Here is an 18,404-nt window from a genome sequence, read left to right on the forward strand (position 1 = left end):
CCCTACAATAGGCCGATTATTTTCAATAGAAGCAAGCATACCCTAATGGATGCCACTAGCATAATACAACCCCTCAACGACGCCCAGAAAGAAGCCGTTACTGCGCCCAATAAAGCACTGTTGGTGCTGGCTGGCGCCGGATCGGGCAAAACGCGCGTACTGGTTCATCGCATTGCCTGGCTGGTGGAGGTAGAGCGTATTTCGGCGCATTCGATTCTGGCGGTGACCTTTACCAATAAGGCGGCCAAGGAAATGCTGGGCCGGGTTGAGGATATGCTGGCGATGCCGGCGCGTGGCATGTGGATTGGAACTTTCCATAGCATCGCCCATCGCCTGTTGCGCGCTCATTACCGTGATGCTGGCCTGCCGGAAGGTTTCCAGATTCTCGATGCGCAGGATCAGCTGCGTGTTATCAAAAGGGTTATGAAAGAGCTCAATCTGGATGATAACGAGTGGCCACCTAAACAGGCACAGTGGTTTATCAATGCCAAGAAAGACGATGGCCTGCGCCCGGGTGATATCCATCATCATGGCGATTTCTTTGTCAGCACCATGGTCAAAGTCTATTACGCATACGAGGAAGCCTGTAAACGAGGCGGCCTGGTTGATTTTAATGAACTGCTGCTTCGAGCCTATGAGCTTTGGGCCAATAATCCTCATTTATTAAAGCACTATCAGGATCGCTTCCAGCATATTCTGGTGGACGAGTTCCAGGATACCAACGCCATTCAGTACGCCTGGATTCGCCTGCTGTGTAATGACAACAACCGGATTACCATTGTTGGAGACGACGATCAGTCGATTTATGGCTGGCGTGGCGCGCGCATCGAAAACATCCAACAGTTCGAAAAAGATTTCCCGGACTGCAAGGTGTCGCGCCTTGAGCAAAATTATCGTTCCACTTCCACTATCCTCAAAGCTGCCAATGCGGTGATTGCCAATAATCAGGATCGCATGGGTAAAAGCCTGTGGACCGAGGGTAACGAAGGCGAACCAATCATTCTGTACTCTGCTTTCAATGAGCAGGAAGAGGCGCGATTTATTGCCGCGCGAATTGAAGACTGGGTGCAGCAGGGCAACAGTTATGACGATATTGCCATTCTGTATCGCAGCAATGCTCAGTCGCGGATTCTCGAAGATGCGATGCTACAGAAAAATATTCCGTATCGCATTTATGGTGGTTTGCGCTTCTTCGAGCGTGCTGAGATTAAGGATACTTTGGCCTATATGCGCTTAATGGCCAATCGCGATGACGATACTTCCTTCGAGCGGGTGGTCAATCAGCCAGCGCGTGGCCTTGGCGAAAAGTCGGTCGATATGATCCGTATGCAGGCCCGTCAGGATGAAACCTCGCTGTGGCAGGCCGCCAGTAAAATGGTGGTGGAGCAGCTGTTACCGCCACGTGCTAAAAATGCTCTGGCCGGTTTTCTGCACCTGATCAATGAGCTGGATTCAAGCACCGCCGAGCTGGACCTGTGGGAACAGACCGATATTGTGATTGAGCATTCTGGCCTGCTGGAAATGTACAGTAAGGAAAAAGGCGAGAAAGGCCAGGCGCGCAAAGAGAACTTGCAGGAACTGGTTAATGCGACCCGTGAGTTCGATCCGGATGAAGCAATCCCGGAAGAAACGCCCGATATGACGCCTCTACAGGCATTTATCGCGCACGCTACGTTGGAAGCGGGCGAAACCCAGGCCGACGAATATCAGGAGTCGGTACAGATGATGACCCTGCATTCGGCTAAAGGTCTTGAGTTCCCACTGGTGTTTATTGCCGGTGTGGAAGAAAAGCTATTCCCACACCAGATGTCGCTGGATGAACCAGGTGGTCTGGAAGAGGAGCGACGTCTGGCTTATGTCGGTATTACTCGCGCCATGAAGCAGCTCTATCTGACCTTCGCAGAAAAACGTCGAATTTTTGGTCGCGAAACCTATCCGCAACAATCGCGTTTTATCCGCGAAATCCCTGACGAACTGCTAACCGAAGTGCGACTGAATACTCAGGTGCAGCGCCCGGTTTTCAACCGTTCAGCCAAATCCCCAATCAGACCGAAAGGGCCGGAAGGCTTTTATCTTGGTCAACTGGTCAAGCATCCGAAGTTTGGCAAAGGCATCATCATCAACTATGAAGGTGAAGGCCCGCAGGCTTCGGTGCAGGTTAATTTTGAGAAGGAAGGTCTCAAAAAGCTGATGCTGGCTTATGCCAAGCTTGAGCCGGCCAGCTAGGTAGTATAATTAGAAAAACTAATTCTATAGTTTTAGTAAATTGAACACCTCTTATCAATTAATGTCGAGATTCTTTACATTCTTGTCGATACTTAATGATACATTCCTGATAGGTTTGCTTACAATCATGATAAATTTAGCTAATTAGTCACATTAGCTGTATTATTCCTTGACTGCTTTTCCTACGCTCTGTTAAATCAATGTCGCCTCATTTGCTATGGATAAGAACAAAATAGAAAGGTCCATAGCAAATGGGGTTGTGACTAATCTTAATAATGATTAGTAAAGTTATTAAATCTAGATAGGGGTAGTAATCAATGTCCTTTAAAATCAAATTAGCCTGTGCAGCTTCATTGCTTGCAATGGGAGTATCAGCTCAGGCCGCTCAAGAACGAGTGATCGTTAAGTTCAAAGAAGGTAAAGGCCCGTCAGTAAAAGCGGTAGCCGCTAAAGCTGGTGGTGACATTAAGGTTGAACTTAATAGCCAGAATGCATTTGCAGTTGAAATGCCCGCAACGGCCATCAAAGGCTTACGTAATAATCCACACGTCGAATTGATCGAGCAGGATCTAAAGCGTTATCCAATGGCGATCTGGAATGATGACGCTGGTGATCCAACGGCACAGCAGTTGACTCCATACGCTATTTACCAGTCGCAAGCTAATCAGTTGTCACTTCAGTCAGGCCAGAAGGTGTGCGTGATCGATTCAGGTATTGCCGGTGCCGACGGTGAAACTGGTGGCAAGAACAACGATTTCGACTGGTCAGTAATAACTGGTGACAACGACTCAGGTACCGGCGACTGGTTCCGTGATGGTGGCCCACACGGTACGCACGTAGCGGGCACTGTGGGTGCAGCGGACAACGGTTTCGGTGTAGTTGGTATGGCGCCTGGCGTACCAATGCATATCATCAAAGTATTCAACGCTTCAGGTTGGGGTTACTCATCTGACTTAGCGTATGCTGCAGAAAAATGTACGCAGGCTGGTGCTAACATCATCACTATGTCACTTGGTGGGGGCGGTTCAAACTCCACCGAAGAGAATGCTTTCAACACTTTCACTGATAACGGCGGTCTGGTTCTAGCTGCTGCAGGTAACGACGGTAATACCACTCGTTCATTCCCAGCAGGTTACAAATCAGTAATGATGATTGGCGCAAATGATGCCAACAACGAAATTGCGGACTTCTCTCAATACCCAAGCTGTTCTTCAGGTTTCGGTGGCAATGCTGAAACTGACGATGGTTACTGTGTAGAAGTGACAGCCGGTGGTGTTGATACTTTATCAACCTATCCAGCAGGTGGGACTTCACTAGCTTCAGCATCAGTGGATGGTCAAGGAATTGCATCTTCTGCGATGGAAAACAATGGTTCTGCCAGCGGTAATGCTTACTTCATGGGCACAGCCGAGGCAACCGATTCAGGCGCTAACGGTAAAGTGTGTATCATTGACCGCGGTAACATTTCTTTCCACGACAAAGTCATGAACTGCGAAAACTCAGGTGGTCTGGGTGCGATCATTGTCAACAATGAACCGGGCATGCTTTACGGTACATTAGGTACTTCAAACATGACCAGCATCCCTGCGGTTGGTGCTGCACTGGAAGATCGTGATGCAATTGTTGGAGCAACTACAGCTTCTGTAAATGTGGGTCCATCTGACTATGGTTACATGAGCGGTACTTCAATGGCGACTCCTGGCGTTGCCGGCGTTGCAGCTCTTGTATGGTCAAACTTCCCAAGTTGTACCGGTACTGAAATCCGCGAAGCTTTAAAAGCAACAGCAGAAGATCAGGGTGCAGCAGGTAAAGACGTTTACTTCGGTTACGGTATCGTTAAAGCTAAAAATGCTTATGATTACTTGTTAGCGAATGGTTGTGCCGGTGGTGATGTGAATCAGGCGCCAGTGTCATCCTTCACTTATAGCTGTACTGACCTAGGTTGTAGCTTCGATGGTTCAGCAAGTTCTGACAGTGATGGAAACATTGCTTCTTACAGCTGGAACTTTGGTGACGGGAGTACTGCAACGGGTTCAAACCCTTCGCATACTTATGCATCAGCCGGTGATTATACTGTTACGTTAACGGTAACTGATAATGAAGGCGCAACTGGCCAAAGCTCAGAAAACGTATCAGTAACAGGCGGTGGTGATGTGAATCAGGCCCCAGTCGCTGATTACAGCTTCAACTGTACTGATTTAGGCTGTAGCTTCGATGGTTCAGCAAGTTCAGACAGTGATGGTAGCATTGCTTCTTACAGCTGGAACTTCGGTGATGGCAACACAGCAACAGGTGCAACACCTTCGCATACTTATGCATCAGCTGGTGACTACACTGTTACATTAACAGTGACTGACAACGACGGTGCCTCTGATAGTGTTAGCCAGACTGTCAGCGTTTCGGATAGCAGCGCAAGCTTAAGTCTGAATGGATACGGCTATAAGGTGAAAGGTCGTCACCATGTGGATCTAACCTGGAGCGGTGCATCTTCAGCTAGCGTGGATATCTATCGTAACGGAAGCATTATTGCTACAACTGTGAACGATGGTGCTTACACCGATGCAATGAACAATAAAGGTTGGGGCAACTACACGTATAAAGTGTGTGAAGCCGGAACATCAACCTGTTCAGCTGAAGTGGCTGTTAATTTCTAAAATAAGCAGTTAATTGTAAAGAAATAAGAAGCGGACTTAGGTCCGCTTTTTTTGCGTGAATGCCTTGCAGCCTAATGCATATCTGCATTGGCTGTACAAAAAACCTCCTCTTTTTCGATACAAACTGATACATAGATGTAAGAAAGTGTTACATTTCGCATAAAATTACCTAATTTATACAATTAGTAAAACTATTGCTTGACGACTTTTTGATCACTTTGCTTTAATCGTTATCGCCTCATTTGCTATGGATGGAATTTTGAGATTTGCATCTATAGCAAATGGGGCTTTTTTGTGCCCGGAAAATATTCATTGAGAAGATCATCGAAGTATTCTGACAAACACAAAAGAAAATTACCGATTTATTCAAGACATAAGTTAACCAACGAGGGGTAGGTTTAATGTCATTTAAAGTGAAGATGGCTTGCGCGGCCACATTATTAGCGCTAGGTTCAGCAGCACACGCTGAGCGCATGATCGTTTCTTATGACAGCAACGGTCAAGGCCTTAAGAAAGGTCACGATGTTAAAGTAGAAGGTAATGGCTGGTTTGCCGTTGAGCTGGACGAGAATGGCAAAAGCGCTATTCGCGGCCAAAAAGGCTTCAAGTCAATGGAAAAAGATTTTCAACGTTTCCCAATGGCTATCTATAACGACGATGCGGGCGATCCAAGCGCGCAGCAGTTGACTCCATATGCTGTTTATCAATCTCAAGCAGATCAATTGGTACTTCAGTCTGGTCAAAAAGTCTGTGTTATCGATTCTGGTATTGCTGGTGGCCAAGGTGAAACTGGCGGTAAGAATAACGACTTCAACTGGTCAGTAATCACTGGTGACAGCGATTCAGGTACTGGCGACTGGTTCACTGATGGTGGCCCACACGGTACGCACGTAGCAGGTACAGTCGGTGCTGCGGACAATGGTATTGGTGTTGTGGGTATGGCTCCTGGCGTACCAATGCATATCATCAAGGTATTCAATGAAGCGGGTTGGGGCTACTCTTCTGATTTGGCTTACGCTGCGGAAAAATGTACGCAAGCAGGCGCCAACATCATCACCATGTCACTTGGTGGCGGTGGTGCTAACTCGGTTGAAGAGAATGCATTCAATACTTTCACTAACAGTGGTGGTTTAGTATTGGCTGCAGCTGGTAACGACGGCAACAATGTACGTTCATACCCAGCGGGCTATAAGTCAGTTATGATGGTTGGTGCTAACGACGCAAACAACAACATCGCAAGCTTCTCTCAATTCCCATCAAACACAGTAACTTCTGGCCGTGGTAAACAAGCAACTACTGAAACTCATGATGGTTATGGCGTTGAAGTAACAGCTGGCGGTGTTGATACATTGTCAACTTACCCAGCCGGTGGCGCGACTATTGCTAGCTTAACCGTTGATGGCGTTGGTGTTCCAACAGCAGCAACTGACAATACTGGTTCAGTATCAGGCGCAACCTATTTCATGGGTACAGCTGAAGCCACTGACTCAGGCGCAAACGGTAAAATCTGTGTGATTGACCGTGGCAACATTTCTTTTGCTGACAAGATCAACAACTGTGGCAACTCAGGTGGTATCGGCGCGGTCGTGATCAATAACGTAGCTGGCGAAGGTGTTATCTACATGGATATCACTGGTGTTACAACCAACATCCCTGCAGTAGGTACGGCATATGAAGATCGCTCTGCAATCGTTGGTGCAGCTAATGCTAGCATCAGCTCAGGTGCAAGCGACTATGGTTACATGAGTGGTACATCTATGGCGACTCCAGCTGTAGCCGGAGTAGCAGCTCTTGTATGGTCAAATCACCCAACCTGTACTGGTACTGAGATCCGTGAAGCATTAAAAGCAACTGCGGAAGATCAGGGCGCGGCAGGCCGTGATGACTACTTTGGTTACGGTATCGTTAAAGCCAAAGCTGCAAGTGATTACATCACTGCAAACGGCTGTGCCGGTGGCGACACAACAGATCCTACAGACCCAACGGATCCACCTGCAGGTGATTTAACTGCAAGTGGTAGCCGTTCTAAAGGTGGCGGTCAGCTGGATCTAGTTTGGAGTGGTTTCTCAAGCTCTAATGTTGACATCACTTTGACCTCTGGCGGTACTACGGTACTACAAGATACCCAAGTGAATGATGGTGCAGTATCATATTCTGGTGCTGACAAGAGAGCGACTTACACAGTAACAATTTGTGAGTCTGGCACAACAACCTGTGCAGCTTCATTCGACTTATAATCGAATAGTAGCGAAATAATTAGCCCCGCTTCGGCGGGGCTTTTTTATGCGCAAATGAAATTTTAACAATGCATATTTGCATTAGAAAAACTTATTGGTAAGGCCTCTACATAAAATATAAGAATTTGTTTGATTGTATCTATATATGTTGATATAAGTACTTTGCTTTCATTAGAAAAAATAATATATGAAAGCAAAACCATTAAACAGAAATGATATACACACTAAGGGGTAGGTATATGAAAAAAACGCTAATCGCTAGTGCTGTTGGTATGGCCGTTGTGTCATTCTCAGCTTCAGCAACTCAACCAACCTATTCATCAAACGATGAGTTAAATGTTCAAAATCGTTGTATCGTCAGCTTCCATGACAACATTGATGCTTCCCAGGTAAAAGGCCTCGCCAAAGGCTTGGCACAACGTGCCAATGCTTCTGTTCGTCACGTTTATCAAAACTCCATCAAAGGTTTCACCGTTAATGCGCCTTGTCATGCAGCAGAAAAAGCCTTTGGTGGTGATATGAATGTGAAAAGCATGAGTCCTGATGGCGTGGTTAGCGTCAGCTTTAAAGGTAAGCCAGGTGGCGGCGGTGGTGGCGGTGGCCAGACTACGCCATGGAGCGTCACGCGTGTTGGTGGGCCGGTGAGCGGCTCAGGCTACACAGCATGGGTAATCGATACGGGTATTGATGTTGACCACACCGACCTGAATGTTGACGCAAATCGCGGTTTCTCAGCGTTTACTTCTGGTAAAGATGCTGGCGTTGATGATGGCAACGGTCACGGTACGCACGTAGCGGGCACCATTGCTGCACTTAATAATACGCAAGACGTAGTTGGTGTAGCTGCGGGCGCAACTGTGGTTCCAGTTAAAGTATTGGATTCACGTGGTTCAGGTTCATACTCGGGCGTGATCGCCGGTGTTGACTATGTGGCTGCCAATGCAAATTCAGGCGACTGTGCCAACATGAGTTTGGGCGGTCCTGTAAGTCAGGAGCTAGACGATGCGGTTAAAGCTGCGGCTCAAAGCTCAGGTGCATACTTCGTATTAGCAGCGGGTAATGACGGAGACCATGCAAGCAATCACTCTCCAGCAAGAGCAAATGGTACTCGTGTGTTCACCATCTCGGCGACTGACTCAAGTGACAATATGCCTTACTGGTCAAACTATGGTAACCCACCAGTAGATTATGCAGCACCGGGCGTGAGCATTCTTTCGCTTCGTGCTGGCGGTGGTACAACAACCATGTCAGGTACCTCAATGGCATCACCAGCTGCCTGTGCTGTGATCATGATGCGTAACGGTAACCCATCGACCGATGGCACAGCCGGTAATGATCCAGACGGCAATCCAGATCCAATCATCCATCTATAGATAAGTTTGGATACTTTGGGGTAGAAACAGGCGCTCTTTTCGAGCGCCTTTTTTATGGAGAATGAAGATGAAAAGGCAAAATACTAGGACTTAACTTTAGCTAACTAATGATACAAAACGCTACATAAGCAGAGGTTTTTGTAAAGGATATCGACACTTTTCGCATTATATTAAATTATTGGTTTGTCCAGTTCTCAATATTAAAAATAATGATTGCATGGAAAAAATTTGGTTGCTATAAAAATGCAATCTGTTCATTCGAACATAAAATGAGCAGTACGCAAAAATATAAATAGAGCAATTCACAAATCCTAAGGGGTAGGTATATGAAAAAATCTCTTGTCGCAAGCGCCGTTGGATTAGCGGTACTTTCAACTTCAGCAATGGCAGTCGAGCCAACCTTCTCATCAAGTGACGAACTTAATGTCCAAAGCCGTTGCATCGTCAGCTTCCATGACAACATTGATGCTTCCCAGGTAAAAGGCCTTGCCAAAGGTTTAGCGCAACGCGCTAACGCATCTGTACGTCACGTTTATAAAAACTCAATCAAGGGCTTCACCGTTAATGCGCCATGCCATGCAGCGGAAAAAGCTTTTGGCGGTGATATGAATGTGAAAAGCATGAATCCAGATGGTGTGGTGAGCGTCAGCTTTAAAGGCAAGCCAGGTGGTGGTGGCGGCGGTGGCGGTGGCCAGACTACCCCATGGAGCGTGACTCGCGTTGGCGGTCCGGTCAGTGGAGCAGGCTACACCGCTTGGGTTATTGATACCGGTATTGATGTGGATCACGGTGATTTGAATGTTGATGCCAGTCGTGGTTTTACTGCATTCACCAAGGGTAAAGATGCTTCAGTAGATGATGGCAATGGCCATGGCACCCACGTAGCGGGTACTATCGCTGCCATTAATAATACGCAGGATGTAGTGGGCGTAGCAGCTGGTGCAACAGTTGTGCCAATTAAAGTATTGGATTCGCGTGGTTCAGGTTCATACTCGGGCGTTATCGCGGGTATCGACTATGTGGCAGCCAATGCAAATTCAGGCGACTGTGTGAACATGAGTTTAGGCGGCCCAGCAAGTTCTGACGTTGATAATGCAGTAGAAGCAGCAGCACAAAGCTCAGGTGCATATTTCGTGGTAGCGGCAGGTAATGACGGCAGTCATGCCAGCAATTACTCGCCAGCACGTGCCAGCGGTAACCGTGTGTATACCATCTCAGCCACTGACTCAAATGACAATATGCCTTACTGGTCAAACTACGGTAATCCACCAGTTGACTATGCGGCACCTGGCGTTAGTATTTTGTCACTAAGAAATGGTGGCGGTACAACGACCATGTCAGGTACCTCAATGGCATCGCCGGCAGCCTGTGCTGTGATCATGCTAAGTAACGGTAACCCATCGACCGATGGCACAGCCGGTAATGATCCAGACGGCAATCCAGATCCGATTATTCATCTGTAAGGATTGTTGTCTAAAATAAATAATAACTAATGGATAGTTAATTTAAGCGCTCTTCGGAGCGCTTTTTTCTGCATGAAATATTAGGGCTTATAGCTTGAGATAAAGCCTGTGGCCAACCTTAAATTAGGAATTAAAAAGAGAGCTGAGCGGGGGCCGTCCAATATATCCATACTAGAAATAAAAAAAACTGGGATTCACTATGTTCATCCCAGCCTGCCAGTCAGCCTCGTTAAATAGAGCCAGATTACTGCTGTGGCTTTTGTTGATTCTGCGGTGCAGTACCATACATATCCTGAGCACGCTGATAAAGCACCCAGCTGGTAAAAATATATTTGTCGTCAGAGATGGGTTTTTGACCACGGTGGGTATGGGTAAAACCGGCAGGGAAGATAACTAATGAGCCCTGTTCGGGTTTACTTTTAATTTGCTGGTAGAAAAACTCAGTTTCACCGCCTTCTTCTACATCGTTTAAATAAAACATCCAGACCAGGCTGCGATGCAGGCTGTCCTGATGCGGATCGGTTGGATGTGGGTAATGCTCTGAGTGCCAATGGAAATAGCCACCCTGGCCTTTATCATATTTCTGCAAATTGACAGGGCCAAGACGGTAAACCGCCTTGATAAATTCACCTAAAGAAGCATCATCCATCTTCTCAACATCAACATAGCTAAGATTCTCCATCTCGCCCTCTTTATTCTGATATTGCAGTGAAATTGCACCAGCCAACAGGAAGGGGTACTGACGAACATAATGAATCAAGCCACGCAGAACAACATTCTGCAAATGCAGCATTTCTTCCTGCCATTCATCCGGAAAACTGGTGCAGGTGATGTCTGTGCTATTCTTTTTAATTTTATCGACACCGGCGCCGGTCTGGCCTTGATGTTTATGTTTACTTTTCTCGAACTTTTCGATGCAACGCTTACAGAACTCAGGATCTAACGCTTGTTTATAAATGTTAATGAAACTGGACATACCAATATAACCCCATTATTAAATTTGATGTTGGTCTTTTATTAATCAAAGTTGCCATAGCCTATTATACTGGGTACATTGTTGCCAGTCCTTTTATGTAATCATGTCGAAACAAATAAAACGGTATAAATGATGAAAAGAAGAAAGTTTATTGGAGCGTTAGGTGCTGGCGCAGCGGTTGCTGGTTTGGCTGCCTGTGGGGGTGCGCCTGTTGAATGTGAAGATGGCCAGAAAGTGGTCAAGAAAGGTGAAAAAATTAAATGGACCATGGTTACTACCTGGCCGAAAAACTTTGCCGGTTTAGGTGAAGGTGCCGAGTATCTGGCTGAACTTATCGGTCAGTTAAGCGGTGGCCGTATGGAAGTCAAAGTCTATGGTGCAGGGGAACTGGTTCCTGCACTACAGGTCTTCGAAGCAGTGGCAACAGGGGCTGCTCAAATGGGTCATGGCGCCGCCTATTACTGGTCAGGAAAATTATCGATGTCACCATTTTTTGCTGCTGTCCCCTTTGGGCTTAATGCGCAGGAAATGAATGGCTGGTTGCTACATGGCGGTGGTATTGAATTATGGCGCGAGTTATATGCACCCTTTAATTTAATTCCTGAGCCAGCAGGTAACACGGGCGTGCAGATGGCAGGCTGGTTCAACAAAGAAATCAACTCGATGGACGATATTACAGGCCTTAAAATGCGCATTCCGGGTCTAGGCGGGGAAGTCTGGAAGCGCGCAGGTGGTATTCCAGTATTGATGCCTGGTAGTGAAGTCTTTACCTCATTAGAGACTGGAGCCATCGATGCGGCGGAGTGGGTCGGCCCCTATAATGATCTGGCCTTCGGCTTATTCAAAGCCGCTAAATACTATTACTATCCGGGGTGGCAGGAGCCAGGTTCGACTTTAGAAGCACTGATTAATAAAGAAGCTTTTGAAGCACTGCCTCAGGATTTACAGGATGTAGTTCGTTACGCCTGCCGGGTGACCAACGCTGACATGTTGGCCCATTTCACTTCAGAAAATAATAAGGCGCTACAAACACTGGTTACCAAGCATGGGGTCGAGCTCAAAGAACTGCCAAAAGATGTGCTGAATCAGCTTAAAAAGATTTCAGATGAGATGATTGAAGAGCGAGCTAAAACCGAACTGGACAAACGAATCCTCGAATCATTTAAAACCTTCAGAGACCAGGCTAAAAGCTGGCACCAGGTTTCAGAGGTCAGCTATTATCGAGGAAGGGAATAACCTTAAATATCGGTATAGAGAAGGCGCCAATTGGCGCCTTTATTATTATAGCTGGAAAAAAGTAGTTTCCTGTCGTGTGGAATGTGCAATACCTAAGTTAAAACCTGTGAAGACAACTAGGTAAACGTTATTAAAACTCTTAGCATCGGGATGCTCTCTGACCAATGATGTGATTTCATCTGACGCCTGCTCAAGATCAGTATCTGGGTTATTGGTATGGACATTAATGATCAAAGTCTTGAACGTTTGGCCCTTGAATGCTGGGTGAGAAGACTCGCTGTAAGTCAATTGTTCCACGCTATAATCAGTTCGTGATTCAATGCTCTCTTTTATGGGGGTAAGCATTTCCTGTTTAGCTTTTTCCTTCAGAAACTCAGAGCTATTAAGAAGTGCAACCACAAAGATAAGTGGGGTTAGGAATGCAAAATGGCCTTTCCATAAGGGTTTGTGAGCCTGATGCTCTATATCCATTCGAACGACCATTGATCCTGCAAGGTAATCATGGAGTGTTCGACGTGAGGGTCGGTTGAATATTAGTAAGTAAATTGAAGTTAATAATACCAGGTTACAGATTAGGCCTAAGGCAAAAACCAATGCGTCTTCAAAAGTCGCCCATGCCAATAGTGACGATGAAGTGTAGAACGAAAAATCAATGACAAGAAAGCGGATAAATGCACAGCCAAGAGTAAGTGGTTGGCCCTTTCTATCGGTAACCTTGATATCGACAAGCATTTTGCCTGGAGTCTGACCGCCAAGAATATGGCTATAGCCGAGTGTGAAATAGAGCGCTGAGAAGATGAAACCAATCAATAAGCCGAAATATCCAATGGCAACCATGGAATCGAAAAGAAGACTGCCTAGTAACAATGTGGCAGTGCTTAATAAAAGAGTATCAACAATATGGGCAAAAACGCGTCGCCAAAAACCGGCAAAATAGGGAGTCGGTTTTGCTGTTGATATCGGGACATCGCCTGACGCCTTTCGAGCTTCAAGCTCTTTGATGATCGCCCGGTAGTTTTCCGGGAAGCGTTCTCTATCAACCGCAGCTAGTGCCTGATGTAGCTCAAGATAAGTGTAGTTACTGTAGTCGATGGTTTGCATTAAATAATCTCCTGAATATTGATATCTTCCTGAAGCAATATTGACATGACACGCTCTGCTGTTTGGATGTCTCCACTGGTAAAGTACTTAACATATTCCTGATCTTTGAAATTAAGTAAGTCGTTTTCAGCCAGTACACGGGTTAGCTGCAGCGAGACCGCATCAGCGGTATGGATAATTTGCAGATCTTGATTGCCTGCAACCTGTTGTGAGGAAATCTTGCGCATCAGGGGAGCGAGAAATGGATAGTGGGTGCAACCGAGGACCAGTACATCGATGTGCTCATCAATCATGGGTTGCAGGTATTTCTCGACCAGCTGGAAAGCTTGAACGCTGGTTAGGTCGCCGCTTTCCACAAGTTCAACAAAACCATTACAACTGGATTCGAATATTTTTTTGTCTTTTGCATATTCTGCTAACAGCTTTCTATAGCGATCACTTTTAAGAGTATTTTCGGTGGCAAAGACACCGATTTTACCTGTCCGTGTGGCCAACGCAGCGGGCTTGATGGCTGGCTCCATGGCGACGATTGGAATATCAAATTCTTTGCGAAGCCATTCGGCCATAACCGCTGTTGCGGTATTACAGGCAATAACCATTGCCTTGGCGCCTTGCTGGACAAAGAATCTGGCGATGTGGCTACAACGCTTGTGCAGTACATCCTTCGGTAGTCGCCCATAAGGTGCATAGGCGGAATCAGCCACATACAGCAGGTTTTCGTTAGGCAAGTGTTCGCGAATGGCTTGTAAGATGGTCAGGCCGCCAACACCTGAATCGAAAACACCGATCGGTGCATTACTCATTGCAATACACCTCTGCTAATTGCCGACATAGTTTGGCAGCCAGGTTGCCAATGATGGCCAGGCCGCAATCATGATCAAGACCAGGATCTGAATCGCAATAAAGGGTATTGCGCCACGATAGATCTGGGCGGTACGAATACTTTTAGGGGCAACACCGCGTAAATAAAACAGAGCAAACCCAAAGGGTGGTGTCAGGAATGAGGTTTGCAGATTGATGGCGATCAAAATACCCAGCCAGATTGGATCGGCACCCATCATCAAGAGCACAGGCCCAACGATTGGCACCACCACAAAAGTGATTTCAATAAAGTCGAGAATAAAGCCAAGCAGGAACATCACCAGCATAATGATCAACAATGCGGTAAAGAGGCCGCCCGGCAGGTCAGCGAAAAATTGTTGAATCAGATCATCGCCACCATACATGCGAAATACCAGCGAGAAGATGGAAGCGCCAATCAGAATCAGGAATACCATACTGGTAGTCTTGACCGTTGACTGCATCACGTCCACAAGGCGGGCAAAGGTCAATTGGCGGCGTAACATTGCCAGCACAATGGCACCTAGAGCACCGATTGCGGCAGCTTCGGTTGGCGTTGCGATACCGTATAAAATTGAACCCAGTACCGCGACAATCAGAATCAAAGGTAGCGACAGATTAATCAGAGCTTTCCAGATGACGCTGCGCATATCGACTGTATCATCGAACTCAATCGCCGGCGCTGCGTTAGGTCTGCGCCAGGCGACAAAGGCCACATACAGCATATAGCCAACCACCAGAATCATGCCCGGAATAATCGCACCCATAAAGAGATCGCCAATCGAAGCAACCTGATCGGTTTGCAAGCCTAGACTCTTCGCTTCGGTCATGGAGTTAGCCAGCACATCGCCCAGTAACACCAGAACAATAGAAGGTGGAATAATCTGGCCAAGCGTGCCCGAGGCGCAAATAACCCCGGTCGCCAGTTCCGGTTGGTAGCCGCGTTTAATCATCGCTGGCAAAGACAGCAAACCCATAGTGACAACCGTTGCACCAACAATGCCGGTACTGGCCGCCAGCAACATACCAACAATAGTTACCGCAAAGCCCATGCCGCCGCGTAAATTGCCAAATAAAGTTGCCATAGAATCCAGCAGATCTTCAGCAATCTTGGTGCGTTCCAGCATCAGGCCCATAAAAATGAACAAGGGCACCGCAATAAGGGTACTGCGCTCCATAATCTTATACAGTCGGCCAGGTAAAAAGTTGAGCTGAATCGGATCCAGCATACCGGTACTGGCGCCAATCGCCACAAAGATTAAAGAGACCCCTGCTAAAGATAGAGCCACCGGATAACCCCATAGCAAAACCAGACAAACCGACAGGAACAGCAGCAACGGCATTAAGGTAAAAATAGAATCAGCCATGATGCAGCCCCTTATCACTGGTTACTTGCGGGACAGATTCGGTGTCTTCATCGGCACCATGCGGTAAAGGCTTCCAACCAGCTAGATAAGCAAGATTATGCAAAAATTGAGCCAGACCCTGGATGATCAGAGTGATCGGTAACGCCAGCAATAGAGTCTTGAGCATATAAAGGTAGGGCAGGCCGCCTGGTTGACTTGAGCCTTCTTTGATCTTCCAGTTGAAGATAACGTAGTCCAGGCTATAAATAATCAGGAAAATGCAGACCGGTAACAGCAGCACCAAAAAGCCCGCCATATCGACCAGCGCCTTGGTGCGATGAGAAAAGCGATGATAAAACACATCAACGCGGACATGATCACTATGCTTCAGGGTATAGGCTGCACCCAACATAAAAACGATAGCGTGCATATAGGTGACGGACTCTTGCAGCGGAATCGCGCTAAAACCAAAGACGTTGCGAAGGAGTAATACAGCAACCACGACCAGCACCATAAACAGGGTCAGCCAGCTGATCAGCTTGCCGGTCCATTCAGTAAAACTTTCGAGGATGTGTATTAGCGCAAGAATAGGGCGTTTGACCATAATCCTGACTCTTAAATTTATGTTTATTAAGCTCTAAATGAAAATTTAGGCACGGCTTATCCACAGGTTTGAATAAATATTAACAAACCCGCATATTCATAAGGTTCTTTTAATTGGCTTTGTAACAGCCTGAAAATACTGAGAAAATTGACGAAGGATAGATTCCCCAAAACCTATATAGGTGAATTATTATATATTTCTCAGTTTCCCCAAAAAGTTTTCACCAAAGTTATCCACAGAAATATTCATGCTGTGGATAAAAAATAAGCAAAAACTCGAGCTGATAAAGATACTCCAAAACAGCCCAAAGATCCAATAGCCGGGAATGTAAAAATTTACAATTTCAGCTCGCTGTTAACACTTATTCAATATCTTCGCCATAAACTGTTGGAATAAAATGCTATTGTCAGCGTTATAGCCATGAAGCGTAACAAAACTGATCAATGAAATAACAACATAACAGGGGAAATACTAATGCATTCAGCAATTAACTATGCTCTATTAAGTCTGGCAGCCATAGCTAGCCCGTTAGCAATGGCTGAGGTGGATAAAAAGCCAGCGGAGCAATTGAGTCCACAAAGCACCCAGCAACTGAACCAATATTTTCAAACCTTGGCCGACAATGGCCGCTTTATTGGAACCGCTGCGGTATATCATGACACACAGCCGCTCTATCAGATCACTATTCAGCCAGACAACAAAGGCAAGCATGGCTGGTCATTAACTTCAAATCAGGATCTGAAATATAAAATAGGCTCAATTAGCAAAACCTATACCTCAACCATCATTTTTCAGCTGATTGAAGAAGGCAAACTAACGCTCGACACCAAGCTTTCAAAGTTCTATCCGAAGGTTAAGAACGCCGACAAGATCACCATCAAACATCTACTTAACCACCAATCTGGCATATTCAACTACACCAACGAGCCGGGCTTTATTGATTATGTTTATCTGGCAAAAGATAAAGACTTCCTGTTGGCTAAAATTGAATCCTTCGACTCCGACTTCGAGCCGGGCGAAAAAGCAGAGTACAGCAATAGTGGTTACTTACTATTAGGATTCATTGCTGAAGATATAGAGAAGAAACCATTTGCAGAAATAGTCGAGCAGCGGATCAGCAAGGCCTATAATTTGAAAGACACCTACTATGGCGATGACATCAAAGAGCGTAATGGAGAGGTGCATTCCTACGAATACAAAGGCCGCTGGGGCAAAATGGCGCAGTGGAACATGAATATACCAGGTGCTGCGGGAGCACTGGTCTCGAACGCGGACGATCTCAATCAATTCATTAATTTATTATTCGACGGCAAGATCATCAGCAAAGACAGCCTGCAAACCATGACCACCATGGATATGAACTATGGTCTTGGTATCTTCGAAACCAGTTATGGCAGCGAAGACAACAAACTCAAAGGTTACTGGCACAATGGTGGCATCGAAGGCTTCAGAACACACCTGGCCTACTATCCTGAAAAAGACCTGAGTGTTGTCCTGTTATCTAATGGCCTGCGTTATGACATGCGCGAAATCTACGAAGCGATGCTCGACGCCTACCACGGCCAAGAAATTGAAGAGCCGACCTTCCCAGAGTCAATAGAGCTAAGCAAAGAGCAGCTGCAACCATTGGTCGGCAACTACAGTAGCGACACCTTTCCGCTGGAAATTGAACTGAGCATTAAAAACGGCCAGCTTTATGCCCAGGCAACAGGGCAGGGCGCATTCCCATTGACCGCCTATCCGGATGACAAGTTTGAATACATAGAAGCAGGCATCGAGCTACGCTATGACCGCGACAACGAACAGTTCCTATTGATTCAGGGTGGACAAGGCTACGCCTTCAACAAACAGGGTGCGACCAAAAAGAAAGGCTTTGAAGTTCCGCAGGCCGTGCTTGAGCAATACGTTGGAGTGTACGGCGCTGACGACTTCCCGCTCGATCTCGAAATCCGAGCAAGAGAAGGCAACCTCTACGGACAAGCCACCGGCCAATCCGAATTCCCGCTAACTGCCGAAAGCGAAACTCGCTTCCGCTTTAAACTAGCCGGAATCGTCATCAACTTCGAAGCTGACAAAAACCAGCTCACCATCACCCAGCATGGAAAAGATACAGTGCTGGCAAAGAAATAATATCCTTCCATTGTCACCCCGTGGCTTTTATTTGGAGAAGCGGCTCGTCCACATTAATGCCAAGGGCCACATATTTGGGTTGGGGCGGGCCAATGTGCCCGCCCTTTATCTTGTCACTCCCGGGAAGGCGGGAGTCCATGCTTGTAAACAAACAACAATAACGAGATTGCAATTTAATCTCCGTTATAAGAACTAAGCAACATTGCTTTCTATCTAAA

11 protein-coding genes and 2 pseudogenes are annotated in these 18,404 nt (G+C 46.5%); 8 read left to right on the forward strand and 5 right to left on the reverse strand.

Annotated features, from left to right (window positions below; all coding sequences use genetic code 11):
• The first annotated feature begins 45 nt into the window (after positions 1–45).
• The 6 genes and pseudogenes from uvrD (at position 46) to HUJ19_RS12305 (ending at position 9,953) form a co-directional block, all read left to right on the forward strand.
• A complete protein-coding gene (uvrD, locus tag HUJ19_RS12285) occupies positions 46–2,226 on the forward strand; it encodes a DNA helicase II (RefSeq protein WP_367274026.1) in 2,181 nt (726 codons plus the stop codon).
• 317 nt (positions 2,227–2,543) lie between these two features.
• Positions 2,544–4,340 (forward strand): annotated as a pseudogene (locus HUJ19_RS12290) (S8 family serine peptidase); the annotation flags it as partial.
• 54 nt (positions 4,341–4,394) lie between these two features.
• Positions 4,395–4,880, forward strand: a pseudogene (locus HUJ19_RS13090) (PKD domain-containing protein); the annotation flags it as partial.
• Positions 4,881–5,281: 401 nt separating this feature from the next.
• A complete protein-coding gene (locus HUJ19_RS12295) occupies positions 5,282–7,117 on the forward strand; it encodes a S8 family serine peptidase (protein WP_290624516.1) in 1,836 nt (611 codons plus the stop codon).
• A 239-nt stretch (positions 7,118–7,356) separates the two neighbouring features.
• The gene (locus HUJ19_RS12300) at positions 7,357–8,490 is read left to right on the forward strand and encodes a S8 family serine peptidase (RefSeq protein ID WP_290624518.1); all 1,134 of its coding nucleotides are present in this window, start codon (positions 7,357–7,359) and stop codon (positions 8,488–8,490) included.
• Between the two features lie 326 nt (positions 8,491–8,816).
• Complete coding sequence (locus tag HUJ19_RS12305) at positions 8,817–9,953, forward strand: S8 family serine peptidase (RefSeq protein ID WP_290624520.1); 1,137 nt, start codon at positions 8,817–8,819, stop codon at positions 9,951–9,953.
• 244 nt (positions 9,954–10,197) lie between these two features.
• On the opposite strand, the gene HUJ19_RS12310 is transcribed toward HUJ19_RS12305, so the two are convergent.
• On the reverse strand, positions 10,198–10,929 hold the full coding sequence (locus tag HUJ19_RS12310; RefSeq protein WP_290624522.1) for a 2OG-Fe(II) oxygenase: 732 nt from the start codon (positions 10,927–10,929) through the stop codon (positions 10,198–10,200).
• A 129-nt stretch (positions 10,930–11,058) separates the two neighbouring features.
• On the opposite strand from HUJ19_RS12310, the gene HUJ19_RS12315 reads away from it, so the two are divergent.
• A complete protein-coding gene (locus tag HUJ19_RS12315) occupies positions 11,059–12,165 on the forward strand; it encodes a TRAP transporter substrate-binding protein (protein WP_290624524.1) in 1,107 nt (368 codons plus the stop codon).
• Between the two features lie 45 nt (positions 12,166–12,210).
• On the opposite strand, the gene HUJ19_RS12320 is transcribed toward HUJ19_RS12315, so the two are convergent.
• Genes HUJ19_RS12320 through HUJ19_RS12335 form a run of 4 tightly spaced genes read right to left on the reverse strand, consistent with a single transcriptional unit; the run spans position 12,211 to position 16,056 of the window.
• Positions 12,211–13,266: an RDD family protein gene (locus HUJ19_RS12320; protein WP_290624526.1), complete on the reverse strand. Its 1,056-nt coding sequence runs from the start codon at positions 13,264–13,266 to the stop codon at positions 12,211–12,213.
• On the reverse strand, positions 13,266–14,069 hold the full coding sequence (gene murI, locus HUJ19_RS12325) for a glutamate racemase (protein WP_290624528.1): 804 nt from the start codon (positions 14,067–14,069) through the stop codon (positions 13,266–13,268). Before murI ends, HUJ19_RS12320 begins: the two co-directional genes overlap by 1 nt.
• Positions 14,070–14,084: 15 nt before the next feature.
• Positions 14,085–15,473 (reverse strand): TRAP transporter large permease subunit, encoded by a 1,389-nt coding sequence (locus HUJ19_RS12330; RefSeq protein WP_290624530.1) that lies wholly within the window; start codon positions 15,471–15,473, stop codon positions 14,085–14,087.
• Positions 15,466–16,056 carry a TRAP transporter small permease subunit gene (locus tag HUJ19_RS12335; protein ID WP_290624532.1) on the reverse strand — a complete coding sequence of 197 codons (591 nt, stop codon included), beginning with the start codon at positions 16,054–16,056 and terminating at the stop codon, positions 15,466–15,468. Before HUJ19_RS12335 ends, HUJ19_RS12330 begins: the two co-directional genes overlap by 8 nt.
• Before the next feature lie 474 nt (positions 16,057–16,530).
• Between HUJ19_RS12335 and HUJ19_RS12340 the strand changes: the two genes are divergently transcribed.
• Positions 16,531–18,186 (forward strand): serine hydrolase, encoded by a 1,656-nt coding sequence (locus tag HUJ19_RS12340; RefSeq protein WP_290624534.1) that lies wholly within the window; start codon positions 16,531–16,533, stop codon positions 18,184–18,186.
• Positions 18,187–18,404 lie beyond the last annotated feature (218 nt).

This window comes from Kangiella sp. (genome assembly GCF_014762745.1).
Classification (GTDB): domain Bacteria; phylum Pseudomonadota; class Gammaproteobacteria; order Enterobacterales; family Kangiellaceae; genus Kangiella.